Origin of the sequence: Streptomyces flavalbus, from assembly GCF_042674625.1 — a bacterium.
GTDB lineage: Bacteria > Actinomycetota > Actinomycetes > Streptomycetales > Streptomycetaceae > Streptomyces > Streptomyces flavalbus.
In genome coordinates this window covers 1,681,280-1,705,252 of record NZ_JBHTEB010000001.1, presented here as the reverse complement: position 1 = coordinate 1,705,252, position 23,973 = coordinate 1,681,280, and the positions used below count along the sequence as shown (strand labels likewise).

Here is a 23,973-nt window from a genome sequence, read left to right as displayed (position 1 = left end):
TGTGCCCTGAACATCCGGGTATGTCGTGCATTACACCCTCTGAGCCAAGGACCGTGATCGACGTGAAGGTCGGCATCCCCCGCGAGGTCAAGAACAACGAGTTCCGGGTGGCCATCACCCCCGCCGGTGTGCACGAGCTGGTGCGCCACGGCCACCAGGTCGTCATCGAGCGCGGCGCGGGCGTCGGCTCCTCGATCACGGACGCCGAGTACGTCGCCGCCGGTGCCGCGATCCTCGAGACCGCCGACGAGGTGTGGGCCACCGCCGACCTGCTGCTGAAGGTCAAGGAGCCGATCGCGGAGGAGTACCACCGGCTCCGCAAGGACCAGACGCTCTTCACCTACCTGCACCTGGCCGCCTCCCGGGAGTGCACCGACGCCCTCGTCGAGTCCGGCACCACCGCGATCGCCTACGAGACGGTCGAGCTGCCCAACCGGGCGCTGCCGCTGCTCGCCCCGATGTCCGAGGTCGCGGGCCGCCTCGCCCCGCAGGTCGGCGCCTACCACCTGATGCGCGCCGCCGGTGGCCGCGGCGTCCTGCCCGGCGGCGTGCCCGGCGTCACCCCGGCCAAGGCGGTCGTCATCGGCGGTGGCGTCTCCGGCTGGAACGCCACGCAGATCGCCGTCGGCATGGGCTTCGACGTCACCCTGCTCGACCGCGACATCAACAAGCTGCGCGAGGCCGACAGGATCTTCGGCACCAGGGTCAAGGCGATCATGTCCAACTCCTTCGAGCTGGAGAAGGCCGTCCTGGAGGCCGACCTCGTCATCGGCGCGGTGCTGATCCCCGGTGCCAAGGCGCCGAAGCTGGTCACCAACGAGCTGGTGTCCCGGATGAAGCCGGGAAGTGTCCTTGTCGACATCGCGATCGACCAGGGCGGCTGCTTCGAGGACTCCCGCCCCACCACCCACGCCGAGCCGACCTTCCCGGTGCACGACTCGGTCTTCTACTGCGTCGCCAACATGCCCGGCGCGGTGCCCAACACCTCCACCAACGCCCTCACCAACGCCACGCTGCCGTACATCGTGTCGCTGGCGAACAACGGCTGGGTCGAGGCGCTGCGCCGCGACCCCGCGCTCGCCAAGGGCCTCAACACCCATGACGGCCAGGTCGTTTACAAGGAGGTCGCCGAGGCGCACGGCCTCGACCACGTGGAGCTGGAGACGCTGCTCGGCTGACCGCCGCCCCGTGACCGTGCGGTTAAGTCACCTTTTCGTAAAGGCGATACGTCAACACCGCTCGTCAACCTCGCACACCCGGCCGGACCTTGCCGACAAGGTCCGGCCGGGTGTGTGTATGGTCACTTTGCGCCGCTCGGTCAACTCGCCTCGAACGTAACCCTTCAACCGATTCGCACACCCGTGAAACCTGCCGTGCGACGGCCGTACGCCCTTGACAGAGGGATGTTTCATTGCCGACACATCCGGCCGGGTCCGGCGGATTGTGTTGCTGCGGACGCCCGACACGCCATAGAGTCGCCAACCGTCGGCATGGTGCCACGCTGACCTGTCTAGAAGTTTCCTGGTCACCAAGGAGGTAAGACGACTTGTGAATGAGTCGACATTTTCTCCCGGGGGTGGTCATCCAGGAACGCCTGCGCGGAGCCAGGGCTCCGCGGGGTTCGAGGCTGTCGGCTCCGTCGCGGTGCGCACCTTCGCAGCCCATCAGAGTCACCAGACCTCAGGGGTGACTCACCCAGCACACCAGAGCATGGATGGCCATCACGTGAACGCCATGGCCGGCGACGGAAGTGGCGCGCCCCACAACCACTTCGCCGACTACGACGAACTGCCCGACGGGCACTTCTACGACCCTGACGCCGAGTACGAGCCCGATCCGGAGTACGCGGCCACGCTCGCGCCCGACGCGGCCCGCCAGCGCCGTGAGCGCATCGGTCCGACCGGACGCCCGCTGCCGTACTTCCCGATCCCGGGCCCGCTGACCGACCACGGCCCCGCGACGATCATCGCGATGTGCAACCAGAAGGGCGGCGTGGGCAAGACCACGTCCACCATCAACCTGGGTGCCGCGCTCGCGGAGTACGGACGCCGGGTGCTGCTCGTCGACTTCGACCCGCAGGGCGCGCTGTCGGTCGGACTCGGCGTCAACCCCATGGAGCTGGACCTCACCGTCTACAACCTGCTCATGGAGCGGGGCCTGTCGGCCGACGAGGTGCTGCTGAAGACGGCGGTCCCCAACATGGACCTGCTGCCCAGCAACATCGACCTGTCCGCCGCCGAGGTGCAGCTCGTCTCCGAGGTCGCCCGCGAGTCGTCGCTGCAGCGCGCGCTGAAGCCGCTGCTGCCCGACTACGACTACATCGTGATCGACTGCCAGCCCTCGCTCGGCCTGCTCACCGTCAACGCGCTGACGGCCGCGCACAAGGTGATCGTCCCGTTGGAGTGCGAGTTCTTCGCGCTGCGCGGGGTGGCGCTGCTCACCGAGACCATCGAGAAGGTCCAGGAGCGGCTCAACCCCGACCTGGAGCTGGACGGCATCCTCGCCACGATGTACGACTCCCGGACCGTGCACAGCCGTGAGGTGCTTGCGCGGGTCGTCGAGGCGTTCGACGACCACGTCTACCACACGGTCATCGGGCGCACGGTGCGCTTCCCGGAGACCACGGTCGCCGGTGAGCCGATCACCACGTACGCCTCCAACTCCGTCGGCGCCGCCGCCTACCGCCAGCTCGCCAGGGAGGTGCTCGCCCGGTGTCACGCCGAGTGAGTCTGCCGGGGGCCGACGAACTCTTCCGTACGACAGGGGGCATGGCGCTCCAGGCGTCCACCCCGCGACGACAGGCCAACGGCGAGGCCCGGGTGCCCGCGCCCGCCGGGGAGAGCGACCAGAAGGCCGCCGCCGAGGACGCGCCCCAGTCCGTGCCCGCGCAGGGCGGCGACGGTGACGGGGCCGAGCACGTCGCGGCCGACGCGGAGGCCGTGGAGGGCGGCGGTGAGACGCGCAGCCGGTCCGCGGAGCGCGCCTCGCGCCGTCCGGCGGCGCAGGAAGGTTCTGCCGCGGCGGCGTCCCCGGCGCGCAAGCGCGGCCGGGCCTCGGCGCGGCGCCCCAGCGGGCGCGAGCGGCACGACGAGAAGATCACCGTGTACGTCTCGGCGGAGGAGCTGATGGACCTGGAGCACGCGCGCCTGGTCCTCCGGGGTGAGCACGGGCTGGCGGTCGACCGCGGGCGGATCGTGCGGGAGGCCGTCGCGGTCGTCCTCGCGGACCTGGAGACCCGGGGGGACGCCAGCATCCTGGTACGGCGGCTGCGGGGGCGGTAGGGGTAGCCTGCGGGGGTTATGACCTCCCGCGATGCCTCCCTTCCCGCCTCCGGCCGTGGCGGGCGGCGGCGTGCGTTGGGGCGGGGGCCGGGCGCGGAGCCCGTCGAGCCGGAGACGGTGCCCGCGGAGGTCGCCGAGCCCGAGCCCGAGGCCGAGGCCGTCGCGGAGCCGGAGCCCCCGGTTGAGGCTGACGCCGGTGTCTTCCGGGTGCGGCTCGCCAACTTCGAGGGGCCCTTCGACCTGCTGCTCCAGTTGATCTCCCGGCACAAGATGGACGTCACCGAGGTCGCGCTGTCGAAGGTGACCGACGAGTTCATGGCGTACATCAGGGCGCTGGGGCCGGACTGGGACCTGGACGAGACGACCGAGTTCCTGGTCGTCGCCGCCACGCTGCTCGATCTGAAGGCGGCCCGGCTGCTGCCCGCCGCCGAGGTGGAGGACGAGGCCGACCTCGCGCTGCTTGAGGCGCGGGACCTGCTGTTCGCGCGGCTGCTCCAGTACCGGGCGTACAAGCAGATCGCCGACATCTTCAGCGACAGGCTCGCGGCCGAGGCCTGCCGCTACCCCCGTACCGTCGGACTCGAACCGCACCACGCGGAGCTGCTGCCGGACGTCGTCATCAAGATCGGCCCCGAGGGGTTCGCGAAGCTCGCCGTCAAGGCGATGCAGCCCAGGCCGAAGCCGCAGGTGTACGTCGAGCACATCCACGCCCCGCTGGTCAGCGTGCAGGAGCAGGCCGGGATCGTGGTCGCGCGGCTGCGGGAGGTGGGCGAGGCCAGCTTCCTCGCGCTGGTCGAGGACACCGACGACACGCTGACCGTCGTAGCCCGGTTCCTGGCGCTGCTTGAGCTGTACCGGGAGAAGGCCGTCGCGCTGGAGCAGGAGACGGCGCTCGGGGAGCTGCTGGTGCGCTGGACCGGTGGGGACGGCGAGGCCGCCCCGACGGTGACCGACGAGTTCGACCGGCCGCCCGAGGTGCCGGAGGAGGGGAAGAAGACGTGAGCGAGGGGACCATCGGCGCGCCGGGCGTCGCCGATCTCGAACTCAAGCCCGCCCTGGAGGCCGTCCTGATGGTCGTGGACGAGCCCGCGACCGAGGAGCACCTCGCCAGGATCCTCCAGCGGCCCCGGCGGCGGGTCGCGGACGCCCTGCGGGAGCTGGCCGACGAGTACGCCGCGCAGGGCCGTGGCTTCGAGCTGCGGCTGGTCGCGGGCGGCTGGCGGTTCTACACCCGGCCCGAGTACGCGGCGGCCGTCGAGGGCTTCGTGCTCGACGGGCAGGTGGCGCGGCTCACGCAGGCCGCGCTGGAGACGCTCGCCGTGGTCGCGTACCGCCAGCCGGTCAGCCGCAGCAGGGTCTCCGCGGTGCGCGGGGTGAACTGCGACGGCGTGATGCGCACCCTCCTCCAGCGGGGGCTGATCGAGGAGGCGGGCGCGGAACCCGAAACAGGTGCGATCCTGTACAGGACGACGAACTACTTCCTGGAGCGGATGGGCCTGCGCGGCCTGGACGAGCTCCCGGAACTCGCGCCCTTCCTCCCGGAGGCGGAGGCGATCGAGGCCGAGACGCAGGAAGGCGTGCCGTCGTTCGATCCGGACGCTCCGGATTCCGAGGACGCAGACGACAAGACGACGGAACTTTGATGCGAAGCAGCGGCAGCGGCAAGAGCGGCGGGCGCGGTAACTACCGCGGTGCCGGTAACGACAGGGACCAGAAGCAGGGGCAGGGCCGCCCCCGCAAGCCCCGCCCCGAGGAGCGCCGCTACGACGTGGGCCCCGGCGCCACCAAGGACGGCCCGAAGGCCGGGCGCGGCGCGTCCGCGCGGGGCGCCGCCAAGGGCGGCCCCAAGCAGGGCGGCCAGGGCGGCCAGGGGGGACGCGGCCGTACGGCGCCCGCGCGCTCCCGCGAGTACGAGGCCCGGGTCGAGGAGCGCAACCGGGAGCGGTACGCGGGCAGGAAGGACGTCAAGCTGCCCAAGACCTTCCCCGGCGCCGAGCAGGAGGGCGAGCGCCTCCAGAAGGTGCTCGCGCGCGCGGGCTACGGCTCCCGGCGCGCCTGCGAGGAGCTGATCGAGCAGGCCAGGGTCGAGGTCAACGGCGAGATCGTCCTGGAGCAGGGCAAGCGGGTCGACCCGGAGAAGGACGAGATCAAGGTCGACGGGCTGACGGTCGCCACGCAGACGTACCAGTTCTTCTCGCTGAACAAGCCCGCCGGGGTCGTCTCCACGATGGAGGACCCGGAGGGCCGCCAGTGCCTGGGCGACTACGTCACCAACCGGGAGACCCGGCTGTTCCACGTCGGCCGCCTGGACACCGAGACCGAGGGCGTCATCCTGCTCACCAACCACGGTGAGCTGGCGCACCGCCTGACCCACCCGCGGTACGGCGTGAAGAAGACCTACCTCGCGCACATCGTCGGCCCGATCCCGCGCGACCTGGGCAAGCGCCTGAAGGACGGCATCCAGTTGGAGGACGGCTACGCGCGCGCGGACCACTTCCGCGTCGTCGAGCAGACCGGCAAGAACTACCTCGTCGAGGTCACCCTGCACGAGGGCCGCAAGCACATCGTGCGGCGGATGCTGGCGGAGGCGGGCTTCCCCGTCGACAAGCTGGTGCGCACCGCGTTCGGCCCGATCACGCTGGGCGACCAGAAGTCGGGCTGGCTGCGCAGGCTGTCCAACACGGAGGTCGGGATGCTGATGAAGGAGGTCGACCTGTAGGTCGGCCCCTCCCTCCCCGCTCGCTGTGCGTCGGCCGGTTCCGGACTCGTCCGGGACCGGCCGACGCCTTTCGCCGTCCCCGCCGGTCTGTATACCGGCGGGCCGTCGCCCTGACGGTCCGGAACCGGGACGTGGAGGGGCAGCGAGATGACTGTGCAGGCGGCGGACCGCGAGGAGTTCGTACGGCTCACCGATCCGTACCGGCGGGAGCTGCTCGCCCACTGCTACCGGATGCTCGGCTCGGTCGACGAGGCCGAGGACCTGGTGCAGGAGACGTACCTGCGCGCCTGGCGCTCGTACGACGGCTACGAGGGGCGGGCGTCGCTGCGGACCTGGCTGCACCGGATCGCCACCAACACGTGTCTGACGGCCCTGGAGGGCCTGGTGCGGCGTCCGACGCCCGCCGGGCTCGGTGAGCCGTCCCAGACGCCCGAGGAGCCGCTCAGGGCCCCCGCGACGGACGTGCCGTGGCTCCAGCCGCTGCCGGACGCGCTCGTCGACCCGGCGTCGGTGGTGGCCGCCCGGGGCAGTCTGCGGCTGGCGCTCGTCGCGGCGCTCCAGCACCTGCCCGCGCGGCAGCGGGCGGTGCTCATCCTGCGGGACGTGCTGGCCTGGCGGGCGGCGGAGGTCGCCGCCGTGCTCGGCACCTCGACGGCGGCGGTGAAGAGCAGCCTGCAACGCGCGCGTGCCCGGCTGGCGGAGGTCGCGCCCGAGGAGGACCTCCTGGCCGAGCCGGACAGCGCGGCGGACCGCGAGGTGCTCGACCGGTACGTGGCCGCCTTCGAGAACGCCGACATGGACGCCCTGCTCGCCCTGTTGCGGGACGGCGTGGAGCTGGAGATGCCGCCGTACCTGGAGTGGTTCCGCGGCGCGAAGGACGTGCACCGCTTCCTGGTGGCGCGCCTGCACCAGGTGGGCGGCACGCGGATGCTGCCCACGCGCGCGAACGGGCAGCCCGCGACCGCGATGTACACGCGCGGGGCGGACGGCGTCCTGCGGGCGCACGCCTTGCAGGTGCTCACCGTCGAGGAGGGCGCCGTGCGCCGGATCAGCGTCTTCCTGGACACCGGGATGTTCGGCCGGTTCGGGCTGCCCGAGGTGCTGGGATGAACCCGGGGGAGCTGCTGGAGCGGTCGCTCGCCTACGCGCTGGGCAGCGTCGCCGGGGTGCGGCCTGACAGCCTCGCGCGGGGCACGCCGTGCGCCGCGTGGGACCTGGCGCGGTTGCTTGGCCACCTCGACGACTCGATGGACGCGCTGTACGAGGGGCTGACCGGCGGGCGGATCGACCTGGTGCCCCGGGACGACCGCGCGTGCCGGTTCCGTACGCGCGCGTGCGCGGTGCTCGGCGCCTGGGCGGCCGGGCCGCCGGACCGGGTGCGGGTCGGCGGGCGGGCGCTGGACGTCCGGGTGCTGGCCGCCGTGGGCGCCGTCGAGCTCGCCGTGCACGGCTGGGACGTGGCCCAGGCCAGCGGGCGGCCCCGGCCCATCCCGGCCGACCTCGCGGCGGCGCTGCTGCCGGTCGCGCGGTACGTGGTGGTGGGAGAGGACCGCGGGGTGCGGTTCGCGGCGCCGGTCCCGGTGTCGGCCCTGGCCCGCCCGGAGGTCCGGCTGCTGGCGTTCCTGGGGCGGCGCGAGGGGCGGCGTGACGGGCGGGGCGACGGGCGGCGCGCCGGACGGGGCGAGGGGCCGCGCGATTCCTTTCCGGGGTGAGCCAGGTCTGCCTTCCGTGAGTGACCTCAATGACTCACGGAAGGCACGGACATGTCCGAGACCCTCAAGGCTCCCCCCGGCACCTCGCTCCCCGGCAGAGCCTCCCCGCCCCGCGCGTGGACGGTGGTCCTCGCCGGGCTCGGGGCGCTGCTGTGCTCCCTGGACGTCGTGGTCGTGGCGACCGCGCTGCCCGCGCTGCGGACCGACTTCGGCGCCAGCCTGTCCGAGCTGGAATGGACGATCAACGCCTACAACCTGGCCTTCGCCTGCCTCACCCTGACCGGTGCCGCGCTCGGCGACCGGTTCGGACGGCGGCGCATGTACGTCGTCGGGCTCGCCGTGTTCACCCTCGCGTCCTTCGCCGCGGCCCTCGCGGGCGGCTCGGGCCAGCTCATCGCGGCGCGGCTGGTGCAGGGTGCCGGGGCCGCCGTCCTGCTGCCGCTCACCCTGACCCTCATCAGCGAGGCGTTCCCCGTGGAGAAGCGGGGCGTGGCGATCGGCGTGTGGGGCGGGGTGACCGGGCTGGGCGTCGCGGCCGGGCCGGTGCTGGGCGGGGCCGTCACCGAGGGCCTGTCCTGGCAGTGGATCTTCTGGCTGAACGTCCCGATCGGGCTGGCGATGCTGCCCCTCTCCGCCACCAGGCTCCACGAGAGCTACGGCACCCGGCCGCAACTCGACATCGTGGGACTGGTGTTGGCGGCGGTCGGCGTGACCGGTCTGGCCTGGGCCCCGGTGCGGGCGCCGGAGGCGGGCTGGGGCAGCGCCGAGGTGCTGACCGCGCTGGCCGTCGGAGTCGTGTTCGTGGGCGCGTTCCTGGAGTGGGAGCGGCGGGGCGCCCGGCATCCGATGCTGCCGCTCGGGCACTTCCGCAGGCGTGGCTTCTCCACCGCCAACGCCGCCGCCTTCCTGCTCTTCGCCTCGCTGCTCGGCGCGCTGTTCATGATCACCCAACTGTTCCAGTTCGGGCTCGGCTACTCGCCCCTGGAGGCGGGGGTGCGCATCCTCGTCTGGAACGCCATGCCGCTGCTGGTCGCGCCGGTCGCGGGCGCGCTCGCGGACCGGTACGGCACCCGGCCGTTCATGCTGGGCGGACTGGCGCTCCAGGGCCTCGGCCTCGCCCTGCTGGCCTGGCGGGTCGAACCCGGCGTCGGCTACGGCGGCATGGTCGTCCCGCTGGTCATCGCGGGCGTCGGCATCTCCATGGTGTTCCCGAGCGTCGCCAACGCCGTCACCGCCGCGGTGCCGCTCAGCGAGGCGGGCGTCGCGGCCGGGGTGAACAACGCCCTGCGCGAGCTGGGCGGGGTCTTCGGCGTGGCGATCGCCGCGGCGGTCTTCACGACGTACGGCGGCTACGGCTCCCCGACCGCGTTCCTGGACGGTGTCGGCCCCGCGCTGTGGGTGTCGGCGGGCGCCGCCGGGGTGGGGGCGCTGGTGTCGGCGCTCGCACCCGGCCGCGACTAGGCCGGGCCGACCTCCCACCCCGCGGCGGGGGTTGCCCCATCACGCCCGCCCTCTTTATAGTCGTAGTGACTATTAAGGGGGTGGGTGTGGAGTACGACAAGCACGCCTACGAGCCGTTCGCCGTCACCGTCGACCTCGCGGTCTTCACCATCCGCGCGGGCGCGCTGCGGGTCCTGCTCGTGGAGCGCGGGCAGGAGCCGTACGCCGGTCAGTGGGCGCTGCCCGGCGGGTTCCTGCTGCCAAAGGAGTCCGCGGAGACGGCGGCCCGGCGCGAACTCGCCGAGGAGACGGGGCTGTCCGACGTCTCCGGGCTCCACCTGGAGCAGTTGCGCACCTACAGCGACCCCGGCCGCGACCCGCGGATGCGGGTGGTCTCCGTCGCCTTCACCGCCCTGCTGCCCGACGCCCCCGAGCCGCGCGGCGGCAGCGACGCCGCGCAGGCCCGCTGGGTGGCGTACGACACCGCGGGGCCGCTCGCCTTCGACCACGACCGCATCCTCGCGGACGCCCACGAGCGCGTCGGCGCCAAGCTGGAGTACCGCTGCCTCGCCACCGCCTTCTGCCCGCCCGAGTTCACCCTCGGTGAGCTGCGCGAGGTCTACGAGACGGTGTGGGGCACCGCCCTGGACCGGCCCAACTTCCGGCGCAAGGTGCTCGCCACGCCCGGCTTCGTCGAGCCGGTCCCCGGCGCCGCCCGGCTCACCGGCGGCCGGGGCAAGCCCGCCGCGCTGTACCGCGCGGGTCCGGCCACCGCCCTGCACCCGCCCCTCCTCCGCCCGTCCCGGGAAGGACGCCCCGCATGACCGCCACGACCGTCACCAAACGCGCCGCCACCGGCGCCCTCACCGGCCTCGCCCTCGGCGACGCGCTCGGCTTCCCGACGGAGTTCGACGACGTGCCGTCGATCCTCGCCACGTGCGGCCCCTGGCGGGAGATGGAGCTGCCCACGCCCGCGATCGTCACCGACGACACCCAGATGACGCTGGCGCTCGGACGGGGGATACGGGCGGCGACGGACCGCGGGGTGCTGGAACCTGCCGGGATGGCCGAGGCGGTGCGCCGGGAGTACGTCGCCTGGAACCGCTCACCGGAGAACAACCGCGCCCCGGGGAACACCTGCATCCGCGCCTGCGAGCTGCTGGAGGACCCGGGGCGGCCCTGGCAGGACGCCAGCCAGGTCCACTCCAAGGGCTGCGGCGCCAACATGCGCGTCGCGCCGGTCGGGCTCGTCCCCGGCCTCAGCGACGAACAGCGCGCGGGCGCCGCCCAGCTCCAGGCCGCCCTCACCCACGGGCACCCCACGGCGCTCGCCGCCTCCGACCTCACCGCGCACGCCGTACGGCTGCTCGCGCGGGGCGCCGAGCCGACCGGACTCGTCGGGCGCCTGCGGTCGTACGCCTACGACAACCGCTCCCGCTACCACGAGCGCTGGCTCGGCGACCTGTGGAGGCGCGCCCAGGACCCCAGCCCCGAGCGCTTCATCGCACGCGGCTGGGACGAGTGCCTGGAGGTCCTGGAGCGGCTCCAGCGGGCCGTGCGCACGGTCTCGCCGGAGACCGACCCGTGCCTGGCCACCGGCGCGGGCTGGATCGCGGAGGAGGCGCTGGCGACCGGGCTGCTGTGCTTCCTGCTCTTCGTCGACGAACCGCTGACCGCGCTGCGCCGGGCCGCCTGCTCCTCCGGCGACTCCGACTCCCTCGCCTGCCTGACCGGCGCCTTCGCGGGGGCGTACCTCGGCACGGACGCCTGGCCGACCGCGTGGGCGGACCGGATCGAGTACCGGGGGGAACTGGTGACGCTCGGGGCGCTCTGGGACGCCTGAGGTGCCGACGTCCTGAAGCCCTGAGGCCCCGAGGTCAGTGTGCCGAGGCGCGGCGGACGCGGATCAGGAAGTCCTCCACCCGGCGCCGGTCCGGCTCGGGCGGCAGCGGTGTGCGCTGGGCGGCCCGCTCCGCCTCCGCCTCCAGCCGGGCCATCCAGGTCTCCACCTCCCGCCAGGGGACCTCACCGCGCTTCACGGCCAGCAGCGGCTCGCGCTGGTCACCGACGTCGATCGTGAGGCGGCCGGTGCGCAGCAGGTCGCGGACGCTCAGCAGCAGCCGCAGCAGGTGCGTCGCGTGCTTCCAGCGGGGCGCGCCGTGCGTGCGGACGTCGGCCTCCAGCCTCCCCCGCTGGCCCCGCGCGTACCGGGTGAACGACACGTGCGCGTGCCGGGACAGGAACGCGCCGCGCAGGTCGAGGAGTTCCCGGCCGGTGGCGTCCACGTGCTCCACGAGCGGGGAGTGCAGGCACTCCAGGATGTTCGGGTTGGCGCGCAGGGCCAGCTCGCAGAAGCGTTCCAGCTCCCAACTGAACTGCTCCTCGGCCGGGCCGTCCACATGCGTCGGCGGCTTGTCGAAGCGCCAGAACAGCGGCGTCGGGGCGACGAACACGCCCCGCCGGTCGGTGTCGCTGCCCTCGGTCGCCAGGCCGAAGGCGCGTGAGCCCATGACACAGGCGTAGACGGTGTGGTCGCGGACCAGGTCCAGGGACGATTCCGGAGGCGCGGGCTTCATGGCCCGCAGCGTACGGCGCGGATCACGCCAGGTGGATCGAGTTTCCGTCCACGGTGATCTGCTTCTCCGGCAGCGGCTTCGTCGCCGGGGGGTGCGCCACCGAGCCGTCCTCGATGCGGAACCTGCTGCCGTGGCAGGGGCAGTTGATGGTGCCGTCCGCGACCTCGGCCACCGTGCAGCCCTGGTGGGTGCAGGTGCTGGAGAACGCCTTGAACTCGCCCTCGGCGGGCTGGGTCACGACCACCTTCTCGGCCTTGAAGACCTTGCCGCCGCTGACCGGGATGTCGGACGTCTTCGCCAGCTCCGGCCCGGCGGAGGCGCCGTCGTCGGAGCCGTCGTCGCCGCCGCAGCCCGCGGCGAGCGCCGTCGCGCCGGTGGCGAGCAGGACCGTACGGCGGGTGGGTACGTGGGGCATGTCGTCACTCCGTGGCGGCGAGGGGGGAGCGGAACAGGGTGTTCCGGGCGGGAGCAGGAGCATCCTGGCACCGAAGCGGCCGAAGGTGAAGCAAGCCGGGACGGAGCGCCAGAAAACGGTCGTCTCAGCGGGCGGGCGCCGCGCGCCCGGCCCCGGCGCGCTGACTACGCTGGACGGACGGAGAGCCGAGCTAAGGAGCGGGTTGTGGCGGTACGAGCGGTCCGGGGGGCCGTCCAGTTGGAACGGGACGAGGCCGGGCACATGGACCAGCGGGTCGGGGCCCTGCTCACCGCCGTCCTGGAGCGCAACGGGCTCGCCACGGACGACCTCATCAGCATCTGGTTCACCGCCACGCCCGACCTGCGCAGCGAGTTCCCGGCCGCCGCCGCGCGCAGGCTCGGCATCGTCGACGTGCCGCTGATCTGCGCCCAGGAGTTGGACGTGGCCGGTGCCATGCCGCGCGTGGTGCGGGTCCTCGCGCACATCGAGTCCGACCGGCCCCGCGCCGACCTCCACCACGTCTACCTCGGCGCCGCCGCCGCCCTGCGCAAGGACATCGCCCAGTGAGGACCGCACTCGTCATCGGCACCGGCCTCATCGGCACCTCCGCCGCCCTGGCCCTGGCCCAGCGCGGCGTCGTCGTCCACCTCACCGACCACGACCCCGAGCAGGCCCGTACGGCAGCCGCGCTGGGCGCCGGGACGGACGAGGCGCCCGAGGGACCGGTGGACCTGGCGATCGTCGCCGCGCCGCCCGCCCATGTCGCCGGGGTGCTCGCCGACGCGATGCGGCGCGGGCTGGCCCGCGGCTACCTCGACGTGGCCAGCGTCAAGGGCGGACCGCGCCGCGAGCTTCAGGCGCTGGGGCTCGACCTGACGTCGTACATCGGCACGCACCCCATGTCCGGGCGGGAGCGGTCCGGGCCGCTGGCCGCGACGGGTGACCTCTTCGAGGGACGGCCCTGGGTGCTCACCCCGACCCGGGACACCGACACCGAGGTGCTGAACCTCGCCCTGGAGCTGGTCTCGCACTGCCGGGCCGTGCCGGTCGTCATGGACGCCGACGCCCACGACCGCGCCGTCGCCCTCGTCTCCCACATGCCCCACCTGGTGTCCAGCATGGTCGCCGCGCGGCTGGAGAACGCCGAGGAGGCCGCCGTACGGCTGTGCGGGCAGGGCATCAGGGACGTGACCCGGATCGCCGCGTCCGAGCCGGGCATGTGGATCGACATCCTCTCCGCGAACCCGGGGCCGGTGGCCGACCTGCTCACGGACGTCGCCGCCGACCTCGACGAGACGGTGCGCGCGCTGCGGTCCCTGCAGTCCTCCGACGAGGCCAAGCGCCGGGAGGGCACCGCCGGCATCCGGGACGTGCTGCGGCGCGGGAACGCGGGCCAGGTCCGCGTCCCCGGCAAGCACGGGTCCGCGCCGCGCGTCTACGAGGTCGTCGCCGTGCTCATCGACGACCAGCCGGGCCAGCTCGCCCGGATCTTCGCGGACGCCGGGCGGGCCGGGGTCAACATCGAGGACGTCCGCATCGAACACGCCACGGGGCAGCAGGCGGGCCTGGTCCAGCTCATGGTGGAGCCGAAGGCGGCGGCGGTCCTGAGCGCGGCGCTGCGGGAGCGTGGGTGGTCGGTGCGGCAGTAGGGGGCCCACCGCCACGACAGCCGTCGGCCGGACGGGTGAGCGGTACCCAGTAACCTTGTTCCGGGCGTACTCCGCCCTCCCCGCCGCCCAGGACCAGGAAAGGTGTCCCCACAGTGGAACGCGCCGCAGTGATTGTCGCCATCGACGGGCCTTCCGGCACGGGCAAGTCGAGCACCTCGAAGGCCGTGGCGGCGCAGCTCGGGCTGAGCTACCTGGACACCGGCGCCCAGTACCGGGCGATCACCTGGTGGATGGTGACCAACGGCATCGACGTCGACGACCCGTCCGCGATCGCCGCCGCGGCCGGGAAGCCGGAGATCGTCTCCGGCACCGACCCGTCCCACCCGACGATCACCGTCGACGGCACGGACGTCGCCGGGCCGATCCGCACCCAGGAGGTCACCTCCAAGGTCAGCGCGGTCAGCGCGGTGCCCGAGGTGCGGGCCCGGATCACCGAACTCCAGCGGTCCATCGCCACCGCCGCCGAGCGCGGCATCGTCGTCGAGGGCCGGGACATCGGTACGACCGTGCTGCCCGACGCCGACCTGAAGATCTTCCTGACCGCCTCGCCGGAGGCCCGCGCCGCGCGCCGCAGCGGCGAGCTGAAGGGCGCCGACGTCAACAGCACCCGCGAGGCCCTGCTCAAGCGGGACGCCGCCGACTCCAGCCGCAAGGTCGCGCCGCTGGCCAAGGCGGACGACGCCGTCGAGGTCGACACCACCGAGCTGACCCTGACGCAGGTCATCGAGTGCGTCGTCACCCTCATCGAGGAGAAGCGGGCCGGGAAGTGACCGAGGTGCCGTCGGCGCGGGGCGCCGAGGTCGGCCGCCGGATCGGCGTCGGCCTGATGTACGGGCTGTGGAGGCCGCGGGTCCTGGGCGCCTGGCGGGTGCCCGCCACCGGCCCGGCGATCCTCGCCGTCAACCACTCCCACAACATCGACGGCCCGATGGTGATGGGCGTGGCGCCCCGGCCCACGCACTTCCTGGTCAAGAAGGAGGCGTTCGTCGGCCCGCTCGACCCCTTCCTGACCCGGATCGGCCAGCTCAAGGTGGACCGCACCAGCACCGACCGCACGGCGATCACCCGGGCGCTGGGCGTCCTGGAGGCGGGCGGCGTCCTCGGCATATTCCCCGAGGGCACCCGGGGCGAGGGCGACTTCGCCGCCCTGCGCGCCGGGCTCGCCTACTTCGCCGTCCGCAGCGGCGCCCCGGTCGTCCCGGTGGCCGTCCTGGGAAGTTCCGACCGCCCCGGACGGTTGGTGAAGGCGCTGCCCCCGCTGCGCAGCCGGGTCGACGTGGTCTTCGGAGACCCCTTCGACGCGGGCGACGGCACCGGCCGCCGCACCCGCAAGGCCCTCGACGAGGCCACCGAACGCATCCAGAAGCAGCTCACCACCCACCTGGAAAACGCCAGGCGCCTCACCGGGCGCTAGGCGACACTGAGTAGTGGGTCGTGCCGGGTGAAACCGGGCACTCCCCACCGATCACCACGAATGAACTACGAGGTACGGACTTCATGAACGACCAGATCCAGCCCGACGGCTCGGCCCACTCCGAGCACGAGCACGGGGCGCTCGGCGACGCCGAGTACGCGGAGTTCATGGAGCTCGCCGCGGAAGAGGGCTTCGACCTGGAGGACGTCGAGGGCGCCATCGAGGCGGCCGGGCACGGCCCGCTGCCCGTCGTCGCCGTCGTGGGCCGCCCGAACGTCGGCAAGTCGACCCTGGTGAACCGGATCATCGGCCGCCGCGAGGCCGTCGTGGAGGACCGTCCGGGCGTCACCCGGGACCGGGTCACCTACGAGGCCGAGTGGGCGGGCCGCCGCTTCAAGGTCGTCGACACCGGCGGCTGGGAGCAGGACGTCTTCGGCATCGACGCCTCCGTCGCCGCGCAGGCCGAGTTCGCGATCGACGCGGCCGACGCCGTCGTCTTCGTCGTCGACGCCAAGGTCGGCGCCACCGACACCGACGAGGCGGTCGTACGGCTGCTGCGCAAGGCCGGGAAGCCCGTGGTGCTGTGCGCCAACAAGGTCGACGGCCCGAGCGGCGAGGCCGACGCGTCGTACCTGTGGTCCCTGGGCCTGGGCGAGCCGCACCCCGTCTCCGCGCTGCACGGCCGCGGCACCGGCGACATGCTGGACGCCGTCCTGGAGGCGCTGCCGGAGGCGCCGCGCGAGACCTTCGGCGGCGCGGGCATCGGCGGACCGCGCCGGGTCGCGCTGATCGGCCGCCCGAACGTCGGCAAGTCCTCGCTGCTGAACAAGGTCGCGGGCGAGGAGCGCGTCGTCGTCAACGAACTCGCGGGCACCACCCGCGACCCGGTCGACGAGCTGATCGAGCTGGGCGGCAAGACCTGGAAGTTCGTCGACACCGCCGGTATCCGCAAGCGGGTCCACCTCCAGCAGGGCGCCGACTACTACGCCTCGCTGCGCACCGCCGCCGCCGTGGAGAAGGCCGAGATCGCCGTCGTCCTGATCGACGCCGCCGACTCCATCTCGGTGCAGGACCAGCGGATCGTCACCATGGCGGTGGAGGCGGGCCGTGCGCTCGTCCTCGCCTTCAACAAGTGGGACACCCTCGACGAGGAGCGCCGCTACTACCTGGAGCGGGAGATCGAGACCGAGCTGGGCCAGGTGGCGTGGGCGCCCCGCGTCAACGTCTCGGCGCGCACCGGGCGGCACATGGAGAAGCTGGTCCCGGCGATCGAGACGGCCCTCGACGGCTGGGAGACCCGGGTGCCGACCGGCCGTCTGAACGCCTTCCTCGGTGAGCTGGTCTCCGCCCACCCGCACCCGGTCCGCGGCGGCAAGCAGCCCCGCATCCTCTTCGGCACCCAGGCGGGCACCAAGCCGCCCCGGTTCGTGCTCTTCGCCAGCGGCTTCATCGAGGCGGGCTACCGGCGCTTCATCGAGCGCAGGCTGCGCGAGGAGTTCGGCTTCGAGGGCACGCCGATCCACATCTCGGTGCGGGTGCGGGAGAAGCGCTCGAAGAAGAAGTGACAGAACTGACGAGGGAGGGAAAGGGCTGCGCCCCTTTCCCTCCCTCGTCAGTTCGTCAGAGCCCTCTGCGCGGGGCCGGGGGCAGCGCGGGCAGGTGGCGCGTGCCGGTGTAGTACTGCTGCCCGAGCTGGCTGAGCTGCCCGACGCGGTGCCACTGCTGCCCGTGGGGACCGCCGTACGACGCCGGGGCGGGGACGTGGAAGCCGCCCGTGCTGTGCGGAGTGGTCCCGAACGCGGTGAAGGCCAGCTCCTCCTCGCCGCTGCGGTCGCCCGGCAGCGCGCGGAACGTCTTGACGTACTCGGCGTAGAGCGTGTCGTAGATCGGTGTGGCCGATGGGCCGCCCTGGGGATCGTGGTCCGGTCGTGCGGAGGTGGCTGACGGGTGGGACGGGCGGCGGGAAACGTCGTATGCGTGCACGTATGTCCAAACGACCCCGCGCGTCCGGGGATGCGGGCCGCCCCGAGGGGCGCGGGGCGGTGCGCTGCTTCCCCGTGGCTCCGACGGCTCAGGTACCGGCGAGCGGCAGGGCGGCGGCGACCAGCTTGCCGCCCGCGGCGGCCTTGTCGAGGGCCTCGCGGAGCAGGTCCTCGCGGGGCTGGCGGCCGATGGAGCCGACCGGCGCGGCGAACATCAGCACCTGCTGGTGCTTGTTGGCCGCCGCCCGCCAGCTCTCGGTGACCTGGAGCGGCTGGTGCGCCTGCCACCAGGCCACCGGCTGGCCGCCGTTCGTGCCCGGCTGGAGCACGGCGTGCAGTTGGCCCATGGCGAGCAGCACCGACCAGCCGTGCAGCACCGGCGGGACGCCGGTCAGCTCGGTCAGCGGCATGAAGCCCTGCTCGATGAGGAGCGGCAGGAAGTCGTCGCCCGCGCCGGTGGCGCCGGGGCGCACGATGGGGCCGGTGGGCTCGACGACCAGCGCCGGGTGCAGCTCACCGGCGAGCAGCACGAGCCCGCTGGTGACGCCGAGGACGGCCTGCTCGGGCACGACCTTCTCCGGCTCCAGGTCGACGGTGTCGCCGCTGATGGACCTCACGGCACCCCTCAACTGCTCCTCGGTGACCTGGACGACCTGGGAGGGCAGACAGGTGGCGTGGGCGAAGGCGAGCACGGCGGTCTCGTCCCCGACGAACAGGACGGTGCTGGTCCGCTCGCGTTCACAGTCGCCCGGGGTGCGGCAGGACGTGCAGTCGTAACTGCCCGGGGTGTTGTCTCCGGCGAGCAGCCGGTCGGCTTCTTCGTCGCCGATCTCGGCGCGTACCTCGTCGCTGACGTCGACCATGCGCGGCACGGGTGGCTCCCTCGGGATGCGGTGCGTGGCAGGGGCCGGGTGGCTCCCGGCCCGTGGTCCGGGTCGGTCCCGGGCCCATGCAGAAGACAACGGGCGATCTGTGGCGGGAGTCACGCTGTACGGCGAACGGAATCCCACCATCCATCGCACAGCGTCACCGAGCGGACGGAACCGGGCACTCAGGGTCAACTCCGTGCCACGTCAAGGAACTTGACGCGGTGAACTAGTTCACAGTTTGGTCGCGGAGCTGGTCGACAAATCGGGAAATCGGTGAACGAAAGGGCTGTCCGAAAAACGCCGTTACCCCAGGTAACGCCGAACTGGCCTGCTCGGACGAGGAGTTGGTTGATGCGGGCTCGCCGCGCTCCGTACATTCCTCGGCCGTGTGCAAAGAGCACCGCTCGGGGACGTCCACCGGACGCGTCGGCCGCACCACGGCCGACGCGCGGCACCACTCACGGTGGACGGGACGGAGCGCGACCACCGTGCCCCCGCACGGCGGACGCGTCCCGTCCGGGGGACCTCGGGTCCGTGGAGAGGGAGTTCCATGTCCGAATGTGCCGATACCACCCGCGACGACGCCCGCGCCGACGCCCGCAGGGCACGTACGACCCGTACGACCGTGGTCCTCGCCGGGGCGGCGCTGCTCGCTCCGCTGGGGCTGCTGACCGCCAGCGGTGACGCCGCGGCGGCGGACGGCGGAGTGTGGGACCGCATCGCCCAGTGCGAGAGCGGCGGCAACTGGCACATCAACACCGGCAACGGCTACTACGGCGGCCTGCAGTTCTCCGCGTCCACCTGGCGCGCCTACGGCGGCACCGCCTACGCGCCCACCGCCGACGGCGCCACCAGGGAACAGCAGATCGCCGTCGCCACCAAGGTGCAGCAGGCCCAGGGCTGGGGCGCGTGGCCGACCTGCTCGGCCCGGGCCGGGGCGTACGGCGGCGCACCGGCGGCGACGTCCTCCGGGTCAGGGGAGACCGGCTCGGGCACCAACACGGCGCCGACACGGGAGTCCGCGCAGGCCCCGGCGCGCACCTCGGGGCACACCTCGGGGCACACCGACCGCGGCTCCTCCCGCGGTGACTACACCGTCCGCGCGGGTGACACCCTCAGCGGGATCGCCGCCCGGCACGGCACCAACTGGCAGCGGCTGTACGCCGCCAACCGGGCGGTCATCGGCGGCGATCCGGACGTGATCGTGCCCGGCCAGCGGCTCGATCTCTGACGGCCCCCCGGCCACCAGCCTCGCCCGGTCCGCCGACCGGGTGGGGCGCCCGGCGCCGCGGGGCGCGGCTCGCCGGGCGGGCGCCGGGCGCCGCTTAGCGTGGGCCGATGCCCCAGCCCACGTGGATCTCGCGCGTCCTCGCGGCGACCCTGCTCGCCGCCCTCGCCCCCGCGCCCGCCGCCGTCGCGGCCACCCCCGGGTCCGCCGCACCGCCCGGGTCCGCCCCCCAGCACTGCCCCAAGGACAAGTGGCCCTGGGACTGCGTCGCCGACTGTGAGAGCGGCGGACGCTGGGACACCAACACCGGGAACGGCTTCTACGGCGGGCTGCAGTTCTGGCAGCCCACCTGGCGGGAGTTCGGCGGCCTGAAGTACGCCCCGCGCGCCGACCTCGCCACCCGCGAGCAGCAGATCGCGGTCGCCTCGGAGGTGCTCGCGGTCCAGGGGTGGGAGGCCTGGCCGGTCTGTTCCAAGCGGTACGGGCTCAGCGGCCGGATGCACACCGTGAAACCCGGTGACACGCTCTCCTCCATCGCCCGCAAGTACGGCGTCAAGGGCGGCTGGCGGACCCTCTACGAGGCCAACCGGAAGACCATCGGCGCCAGCCCCGACCTGGTGCGGGTCGGGACGCTGCTCGTCCTGCCGAAGGGCGCGCTGCGCGCACAGGGCCCCGAGCGGGCCCCGGCCGTGTTCGGGCCGCCGCTCACCGGGGCCGCGGACGCCTGAGTTCGGCCGCCTCCCCGGCGAAGACGACGGCGCCCCGGCGCAGTTCGTACACGAGTGCCGCCCGGCCGTGCAGCGCGGGCGGCACACGTTGTTCGGCGACGACCACGCACGCGTGGAGCGCCGCCAGTAGTTCGTAGGTATGAGCCGCCACTGCGGGGGACATGCCCTGCGCGGGCTCGTCGACGAGCACCACGCGCGCGTGGGACAGCAGGGCGCGGGACAGCGCCAGCATCCGCTGCTCGCCACCGGAGAGGGTGCCCGCGCGGCGCGGCAGCAGCGGGGCGAGCTGCGGGTAGGCGTCGAGGGCGGGGGCGTAGGCGGGAGTGGTGAGTTCGAGGTTCTCGCGGACGGTGAGGGAGCCGAAGACCGCCTGCCGCTCCGGGACCAGGCACAGGCCCCGGCGGGCCCGCTCGTGGGCGGGTACCCGGGTGACGTCGGCGCCGTCCCACACCACCGCCCCACCGGACAGCGGGACGGTCCCGGCGAGCGCGCGCAGGGCCGTCGTACGCCCCGAGCCGTTGCGGCCGAGCAGGACCGTCAGGCCGGGGGAGGGGGCGACGAGGGTGACGCCGTGCAGGGCCTCCAGGGGGCCGTAGCGCACGCGCGCGTGGCGCAGGGCGATGGTCACGCGGTGACCTCCCGGCCGTCGAGGACCCGGTCGGGCGGCCCGGAGGCGACGATCCGGCCCGCCGCCATCACGTGCACGACGTCGGCGAGGTCCGCCACGAGGTCGAGGTCGTGCTCGACGACGAGCAGCGCGGTGCCGTCCGCGGCGAGGGCCTTCAGCACGCGGGCCAGGGCGGCCACCTCGGCGGTGTCGAGTCCCGCCGCGGGCTCGTCGAGGAGCAGCACGCGCGGGCCGCCCGCGAGGGCCCTGGCCAGCTCGACGCGGCGCAGGGTGCCGGTGGGCAGCCCGGCGGCGGGCAGCACCCGCACCGGCCCGTCCAGGCCGAGCAGCCGCAGCGACCGCTCCACCGCGCCCGGGTCGACGACCCGCCCCTGTTCGGCGCCGACCCGGACGTTCTCGGCGACCGTCAGCGTCGGGAAGACGGCCAGTTGCTGGAACGTCCGCGCGATCCCGAGCCGGGTCCGCGCGTGCGCCGCGAGCCGGGTGATGTCCCGCCCGCCGTACCCGACCCGCCCCCGCACCGGCCGCACGGTCCCCGCGAGACAGTGGAACAACGTGCTCTTCCCGGCCCCGTTCGGCCCGACGACGGCGGTGACCTGACCGGGCGGCAACTCGATGCCGACCCCGTCGAGGGCGGCGAAACCGCCGTAGACGACGTGGAGTCCGCGGGCGGTGAGGAGGGGAGGGGCGGCGGGGGTGGGTGCGTGCGCGGGGTACGGCGGTCGCCGGGCCGCCCCCTGCCGCCGCGCCCCCCGCGGCGCCGGACGGCCCACCGCCGTGGCCCCCGTCAGACCAGCACCGCGCCGACCCCGCCCTCCCCCCGGCCGGAGCCGGGCGCGCAGTCGTCGCCCCAGCGGCGTCAGCCGGGCCCGGTGCCCTTGCGGGCGCAGGCGTCGCGCCGCCGTGCGCAGGGCCTCGTACGGCCCGCCAGGGAAGCGGCCGACGAGGACGGCGAGCAGGCCGACCACCGCGGCGGCCACGCCACCCCGCGCGCCCGCGTCCAGGCCGACGAGGAGCGCCGCGGCGGCCAGCGCGCCGAGGGTGCTGTCGGCGCCCAGGACGACGACCGCCGCGAACCACAGCAGGCCCCGTACGGGGTCGTAGGCGCCGGGGTCGAAGGCGCGCAGGCCCATGCCGAGCATCCCGCCGCCGAGCGCGGCCAGCGCGGCGCCGGAGACGAACGCCAGCAGCTTCAGGGACGGCACCCGCACCCCGGCCGCCCGCGCGCCCGCCTCGTGGTCCCGCATCGCCGCCAGCGCCCGCCCGGTGCGGCCCCGGCGCAGAGCACGCGCCGTCAGCAGGGCAAGGCAGAGCAGGCCCAGCTCCAGGACGTAGTACGCGCGGTCCCCCTCGAACCCGGCCGGACGGCCCAGCGCCAGCCCGGCGGTGGCGTACGGCTGCGCGAACACGAACCGGCTCACGCCCACGCCCACCGCGAACGTCGCCAGCGCCAGCGCCAGCCCCCGCCTGCCGATCGCGGGCCACCCGGTCAGCACCCCCAGCGGCGCGACCAGCGCCACCGCGACCGCGAGCGCGAGGAGTTCCGGCAGCCGGGGCAGCCCCGGGAAGCGGCCCGCGGCGAGCAGCGCGGTGAACAGGGCGCCCAGGCCCGCGTACGCCGCCTGCCCCAGCGAGATCTGGCCGCCGCGCCCGGTGACCACCACCAGCGACAGCAGCACCACCCCCAGCGCCGGAACCTGCACCGACGTGTGCAGGTCCGACCCGGCGAACCCCAACGGCAGCAGGAACAGCACCCCGACGACGATCCACGCGCCCGGCGGCGTCGGCACCCGCGCGGTCGCCGTGCGCGGCAGCGCGTCGCGGGTGCCGACGCCGGGCAGCACCAGCGCCGCCACCAGCAGCGCCACCACGAACAGGTTGGCGCCCACCGCCTGGAGCAGCGGCTCGGCCCACCCGGACGGGTGCAGTCGGGTGAGCTGGCTCTGCGCGATCCCCAGGCCCAGCGCCACCGCCACCGCGACCGACAGCGCCCGCATCCGCGCCGCCACGGCGACCGCGACCACCTCCATCACCAGCAGCGGCAGTCCGTACGGGTCGAGCCGCACGTACGGCGCCAGCAGCACCCCGGTCAGCCCCGCCGTGAACGCGCCGAACGCCCACCCCGCCGCCGCCACCCGGTCGGCGTCCACGCCCGTGAGCACCGCCAGCCGCCGGTCGTCCACCACCGCCCGCAGCTCACGCCCGAACCGCGTCCAGCGGACCGTCGCCGCGACCCCCGCCGCCAGCACGACCACCACCGCCAACTGCCCCCACGGCTCGGCGGGCACCACCTCCGGCGCGTCGTCCCGCGCGCCCTGCCCCCACACCAGCGCCGCCCCGCCGACCAGCAGCACGAACACCCCGGTGGACGCCACCAGCGTCCGCGCCGGATCGCCGCCGAGCACCGCCAGCGGACGGAACACGAACCGCTCCAGCACCACCCCGAGGCCCGGCGCCACCCCCAGCAGCGTCACCGTGGCCGCCGCCCACACCGGCCAGCCCCCGTCGACGACGAGACCGCGCAGCACGTACGCGCACACCATCGCGATCGCCCCGTGCGCGAAGTTCAGCACGCCCGTCGCCCGGTAGGTCACGATCAGCCCGACACCGGTCAGCGCGGCGGCGCTGCCGACCGAGAGACCGGCCAGCGTGAGGTCGTAGGTCAGGGACGACATCAGTCCCCGTCCGCCTCGCCCGGCTCGCCTGCCTCGTCCGGCTCGCCCGGCTCGCAGATCGGGCACGGCTCCAGGTCGCCGTCCGCGAGCAGCCGCCCGTCGACGGGCACCGCCTCCGCCTTCCCGGCGACCAGCGGGCAGTCCGCGCGGTGCAGCAGCGTGCCGCCCGGCACCATCCGCAGCTCGCCGCTGACCGCGACCGGCGTGACCGCCGCCACCCGGCCGGGCTCCCCGGCGTCGGCCGCCGCCACGTCCACCAGCAGGCCGTACAGCTCCTCCACCCGGCTCGCGGCGACGGTGCCCCGGCCGTGGGTGAGCAGCACCGCCCCTGCGACGATCAGCGCCGCGCCGGGCACCGTGCAGGACGCGAGGTAGGGCAACTGCCGCTCCGCGTAGCGCTCGCCGGAGACGCCGTACCAGCCGAGCACGCACAGCACCGCGCCCACGGCCAGCGCGGCCCACCCCGCCCACAGGACGGGACGCACACTGCGCAGTCGGGCTGTCCGCATCGCTGGCTCCCACGCGTCAGGGGGACGGTGCACGTGCCGGCGCCGATGGCTTGCACTATGCCTTCCGGGAGCTGACCCTGAAAGAACCGGGCGCCCACCGCCCGGACCGACACCCGGTGGTGAGCCA

The 23,973-nt window shown here is 73.9% G+C and carries 25 protein-coding genes; 18 read left to right on the top strand and 7 right to left on the bottom strand.

What is annotated here, in order from left to right; genetic code table 11:
• Window positions 1–53: 53 nt before the first annotated feature.
• From ald to ACFQZ6_RS07430, 11 genes are all read left to right on the top strand, one after another.
• Window positions 54–1,178: an alanine dehydrogenase gene (ald, locus tag ACFQZ6_RS07480; protein ID WP_381605867.1), complete on the top strand. Its 1,125-nt coding sequence runs from the start codon at window positions 54–56 to the stop codon at window positions 1,176–1,178.
• 556 nt (window positions 1,179–1,734) lie between these two features.
• A complete protein-coding gene (locus tag ACFQZ6_RS07475) occupies window positions 1,735–2,727 on the top strand; it encodes a ParA family protein (protein WP_381618138.1) in 993 nt (330 codons plus the stop codon).
• A complete protein-coding gene (locus tag ACFQZ6_RS07470) occupies window positions 2,712–3,281 on the top strand; it encodes a hypothetical protein (RefSeq protein ID WP_381605865.1) in 570 nt (189 codons plus the stop codon). The genes ACFQZ6_RS07475 and ACFQZ6_RS07470 overlap by 16 nt, the downstream gene beginning before the upstream one ends.
• 18 nt (window positions 3,282–3,299) lie before the next feature.
• Complete coding sequence (locus tag ACFQZ6_RS07465; RefSeq protein WP_381605863.1) at window positions 3,300–4,283, top strand: segregation and condensation protein A; 984 nt, start codon at window positions 3,300–3,302, stop codon at window positions 4,281–4,283.
• A gap of 68 nt (window positions 4,284–4,351) precedes the next feature.
• Entirely contained in the window at window positions 4,352–4,924 is a 573-nt protein-coding gene (scpB, locus tag ACFQZ6_RS07460) for an SMC-Scp complex subunit ScpB (protein WP_381618135.1), read from the top strand.
• Complete coding sequence (locus ACFQZ6_RS07455; RefSeq protein WP_381605861.1) at window positions 4,924–6,000, top strand: pseudouridine synthase; 1,077 nt, start codon at window positions 4,924–4,926, stop codon at window positions 5,998–6,000. Before scpB ends, ACFQZ6_RS07455 begins: the two co-directional genes overlap by 1 nt.
• Window positions 6,001–6,147: 147 nt before the next feature.
• Window positions 6,148–7,110, top strand: coding sequence for a sigma-70 family RNA polymerase sigma factor (locus ACFQZ6_RS07450; protein WP_381605859.1), 963 nt, complete (start codon window positions 6,148–6,150; stop codon window positions 7,108–7,110).
• Window positions 7,107–7,712 carry a TIGR03086 family metal-binding protein gene (locus tag ACFQZ6_RS07445; protein ID WP_381605857.1) on the top strand — a complete coding sequence of 202 codons (606 nt, stop codon included), beginning with the start codon at window positions 7,107–7,109 and terminating at the stop codon, window positions 7,710–7,712. Before ACFQZ6_RS07450 ends, ACFQZ6_RS07445 begins: the two co-directional genes overlap by 4 nt.
• 51 nt (window positions 7,713–7,763) lie before the next feature.
• The gene (locus tag ACFQZ6_RS07440) at window positions 7,764–9,173 is read left to right on the top strand and encodes an MFS transporter (protein WP_381605855.1); all 1,410 of its coding nucleotides are present in this window, start codon (window positions 7,764–7,766) and stop codon (window positions 9,171–9,173) included.
• 86 nt (window positions 9,174–9,259) lie between these two features.
• On the top strand, window positions 9,260–9,976 hold the full coding sequence (locus ACFQZ6_RS07435; RefSeq protein WP_381605853.1) for an NUDIX hydrolase: 717 nt from the start codon (window positions 9,260–9,262) through the stop codon (window positions 9,974–9,976).
• Window positions 9,973–10,995 (top strand): ADP-ribosylglycohydrolase family protein, encoded by a 1,023-nt coding sequence (locus ACFQZ6_RS07430; protein ID WP_381605851.1) that lies wholly within the window; start codon window positions 9,973–9,975, stop codon window positions 10,993–10,995. Before ACFQZ6_RS07435 ends, ACFQZ6_RS07430 begins: the two co-directional genes overlap by 4 nt.
• Before the next feature lie 34 nt (window positions 10,996–11,029).
• Here ACFQZ6_RS07430 and ACFQZ6_RS07425 read toward each other — a convergent pair whose 3' ends face one another.
• Both ACFQZ6_RS07425 and ACFQZ6_RS07420 read right to left on the bottom strand, forming a co-directional pair.
• A complete protein-coding gene (locus tag ACFQZ6_RS07425) occupies window positions 11,030–11,728 on the bottom strand; it encodes a nucleotidyltransferase domain-containing protein (RefSeq protein ID WP_381605849.1) in 699 nt (232 codons plus the stop codon).
• Between the two features lie 22 nt (window positions 11,729–11,750).
• Complete coding sequence (locus ACFQZ6_RS07420) at window positions 11,751–12,143, bottom strand: Rieske (2Fe-2S) protein (RefSeq protein ID WP_381605847.1); 393 nt, start codon at window positions 12,141–12,143, stop codon at window positions 11,751–11,753.
• Between the two features lie 204 nt (window positions 12,144–12,347).
• Here ACFQZ6_RS07420 and aroH point away from each other — a divergent pair, with 204 nt between their 5' ends.
• From aroH to der, 5 genes are all read left to right on the top strand, one after another.
• Entirely contained in the window at window positions 12,348–12,710 is a 363-nt protein-coding gene (gene aroH, locus ACFQZ6_RS07415; RefSeq protein WP_381605845.1) for a chorismate mutase, read from the top strand.
• Window positions 12,707–13,792: a prephenate dehydrogenase gene (locus tag ACFQZ6_RS07410; protein ID WP_381605843.1), complete on the top strand. Its 1,086-nt coding sequence runs from the start codon at window positions 12,707–12,709 to the stop codon at window positions 13,790–13,792. Before aroH ends, ACFQZ6_RS07410 begins: the two co-directional genes overlap by 4 nt.
• A gap of 113 nt (window positions 13,793–13,905) precedes the next feature.
• On the top strand, window positions 13,906–14,583 hold the full coding sequence (gene cmk, locus ACFQZ6_RS07405; RefSeq protein ID WP_381605841.1) for a (d)CMP kinase: 678 nt from the start codon (window positions 13,906–13,908) through the stop codon (window positions 14,581–14,583).
• A complete protein-coding gene (locus tag ACFQZ6_RS07400; protein ID WP_381605839.1) occupies window positions 14,580–15,227 on the top strand; it encodes a lysophospholipid acyltransferase family protein in 648 nt (215 codons plus the stop codon). Before cmk ends, ACFQZ6_RS07400 begins: the two co-directional genes overlap by 4 nt.
• Window positions 15,228–15,310: 83 nt before the next feature.
• Entirely contained in the window at window positions 15,311–16,792 is a 1,482-nt protein-coding gene (gene der, locus ACFQZ6_RS07395; protein ID WP_381605837.1) for a ribosome biogenesis GTPase Der, read from the top strand.
• A 55-nt stretch (window positions 16,793–16,847) separates the two neighbouring features.
• On the opposite strand, the gene ACFQZ6_RS07390 is transcribed toward der, so the two are convergent.
• Window positions 16,848–17,210 (bottom strand): hypothetical protein, encoded by a 363-nt coding sequence (locus tag ACFQZ6_RS07390; protein ID WP_381605835.1) that lies wholly within the window; start codon window positions 17,208–17,210, stop codon window positions 16,848–16,850.
• Between the two features lie 88 nt (window positions 17,211–17,298).
• Window positions 17,299–18,081, bottom strand: a complete 783-nt coding sequence (locus ACFQZ6_RS07385) for a hypothetical protein (RefSeq protein ID WP_381605833.1) — start codon at window positions 18,079–18,081, stop codon at window positions 17,299–17,301.
• 547 nt (window positions 18,082–18,628) lie between these two features.
• Here ACFQZ6_RS07385 and ACFQZ6_RS07380 point away from each other — a divergent pair.
• Together ACFQZ6_RS07380 and ACFQZ6_RS07375 are read left to right on the top strand one after the other, a co-directional pair.
• Window positions 18,629–19,309 (top strand): LysM peptidoglycan-binding domain-containing protein, encoded by a 681-nt coding sequence (locus ACFQZ6_RS07380; RefSeq protein WP_381605831.1) that lies wholly within the window; start codon window positions 18,629–18,631, stop codon window positions 19,307–19,309.
• 107 nt (window positions 19,310–19,416) lie between these two features.
• The gene (locus ACFQZ6_RS07375) at window positions 19,417–20,034 is read left to right on the top strand and encodes a transglycosylase family protein (RefSeq protein ID WP_381605829.1); all 618 of its coding nucleotides are present in this window, start codon (window positions 19,417–19,419) and stop codon (window positions 20,032–20,034) included.
• On the opposite strand, the gene ACFQZ6_RS07370 is transcribed toward ACFQZ6_RS07375, so the two are convergent.
• Genes ACFQZ6_RS07370 through ACFQZ6_RS07360 form a run of 3 tightly spaced genes read right to left on the bottom strand, consistent with a single transcriptional unit; the run spans window position 20,012 to window position 23,846 of the window.
• Window positions 20,012–20,662 carry an ABC transporter ATP-binding protein gene (locus tag ACFQZ6_RS07370; RefSeq protein ID WP_381605827.1) on the bottom strand — a complete coding sequence of 217 codons (651 nt, stop codon included), beginning with the start codon at window positions 20,660–20,662 and terminating at the stop codon, window positions 20,012–20,014. The genes ACFQZ6_RS07375 and ACFQZ6_RS07370 overlap by 23 nt on opposite strands.
• On the bottom strand, window positions 20,659–23,337 hold the full coding sequence (locus ACFQZ6_RS07365) for an ABC transporter permease subunit (protein ID WP_381605825.1): 2,679 nt from the start codon (window positions 23,335–23,337) through the stop codon (window positions 20,659–20,661). Before ACFQZ6_RS07365 ends, ACFQZ6_RS07370 begins: the two co-directional genes overlap by 4 nt.
• Window positions 23,337–23,846 carry a hypothetical protein gene (locus ACFQZ6_RS07360; RefSeq protein WP_381605823.1) on the bottom strand — a complete coding sequence of 170 codons (510 nt, stop codon included), beginning with the start codon at window positions 23,844–23,846 and terminating at the stop codon, window positions 23,337–23,339. The genes ACFQZ6_RS07365 and ACFQZ6_RS07360 overlap by 1 nt, the downstream gene beginning before the upstream one ends.
• Between the last annotated feature and the right edge of the window lie 127 nt (window positions 23,847–23,973).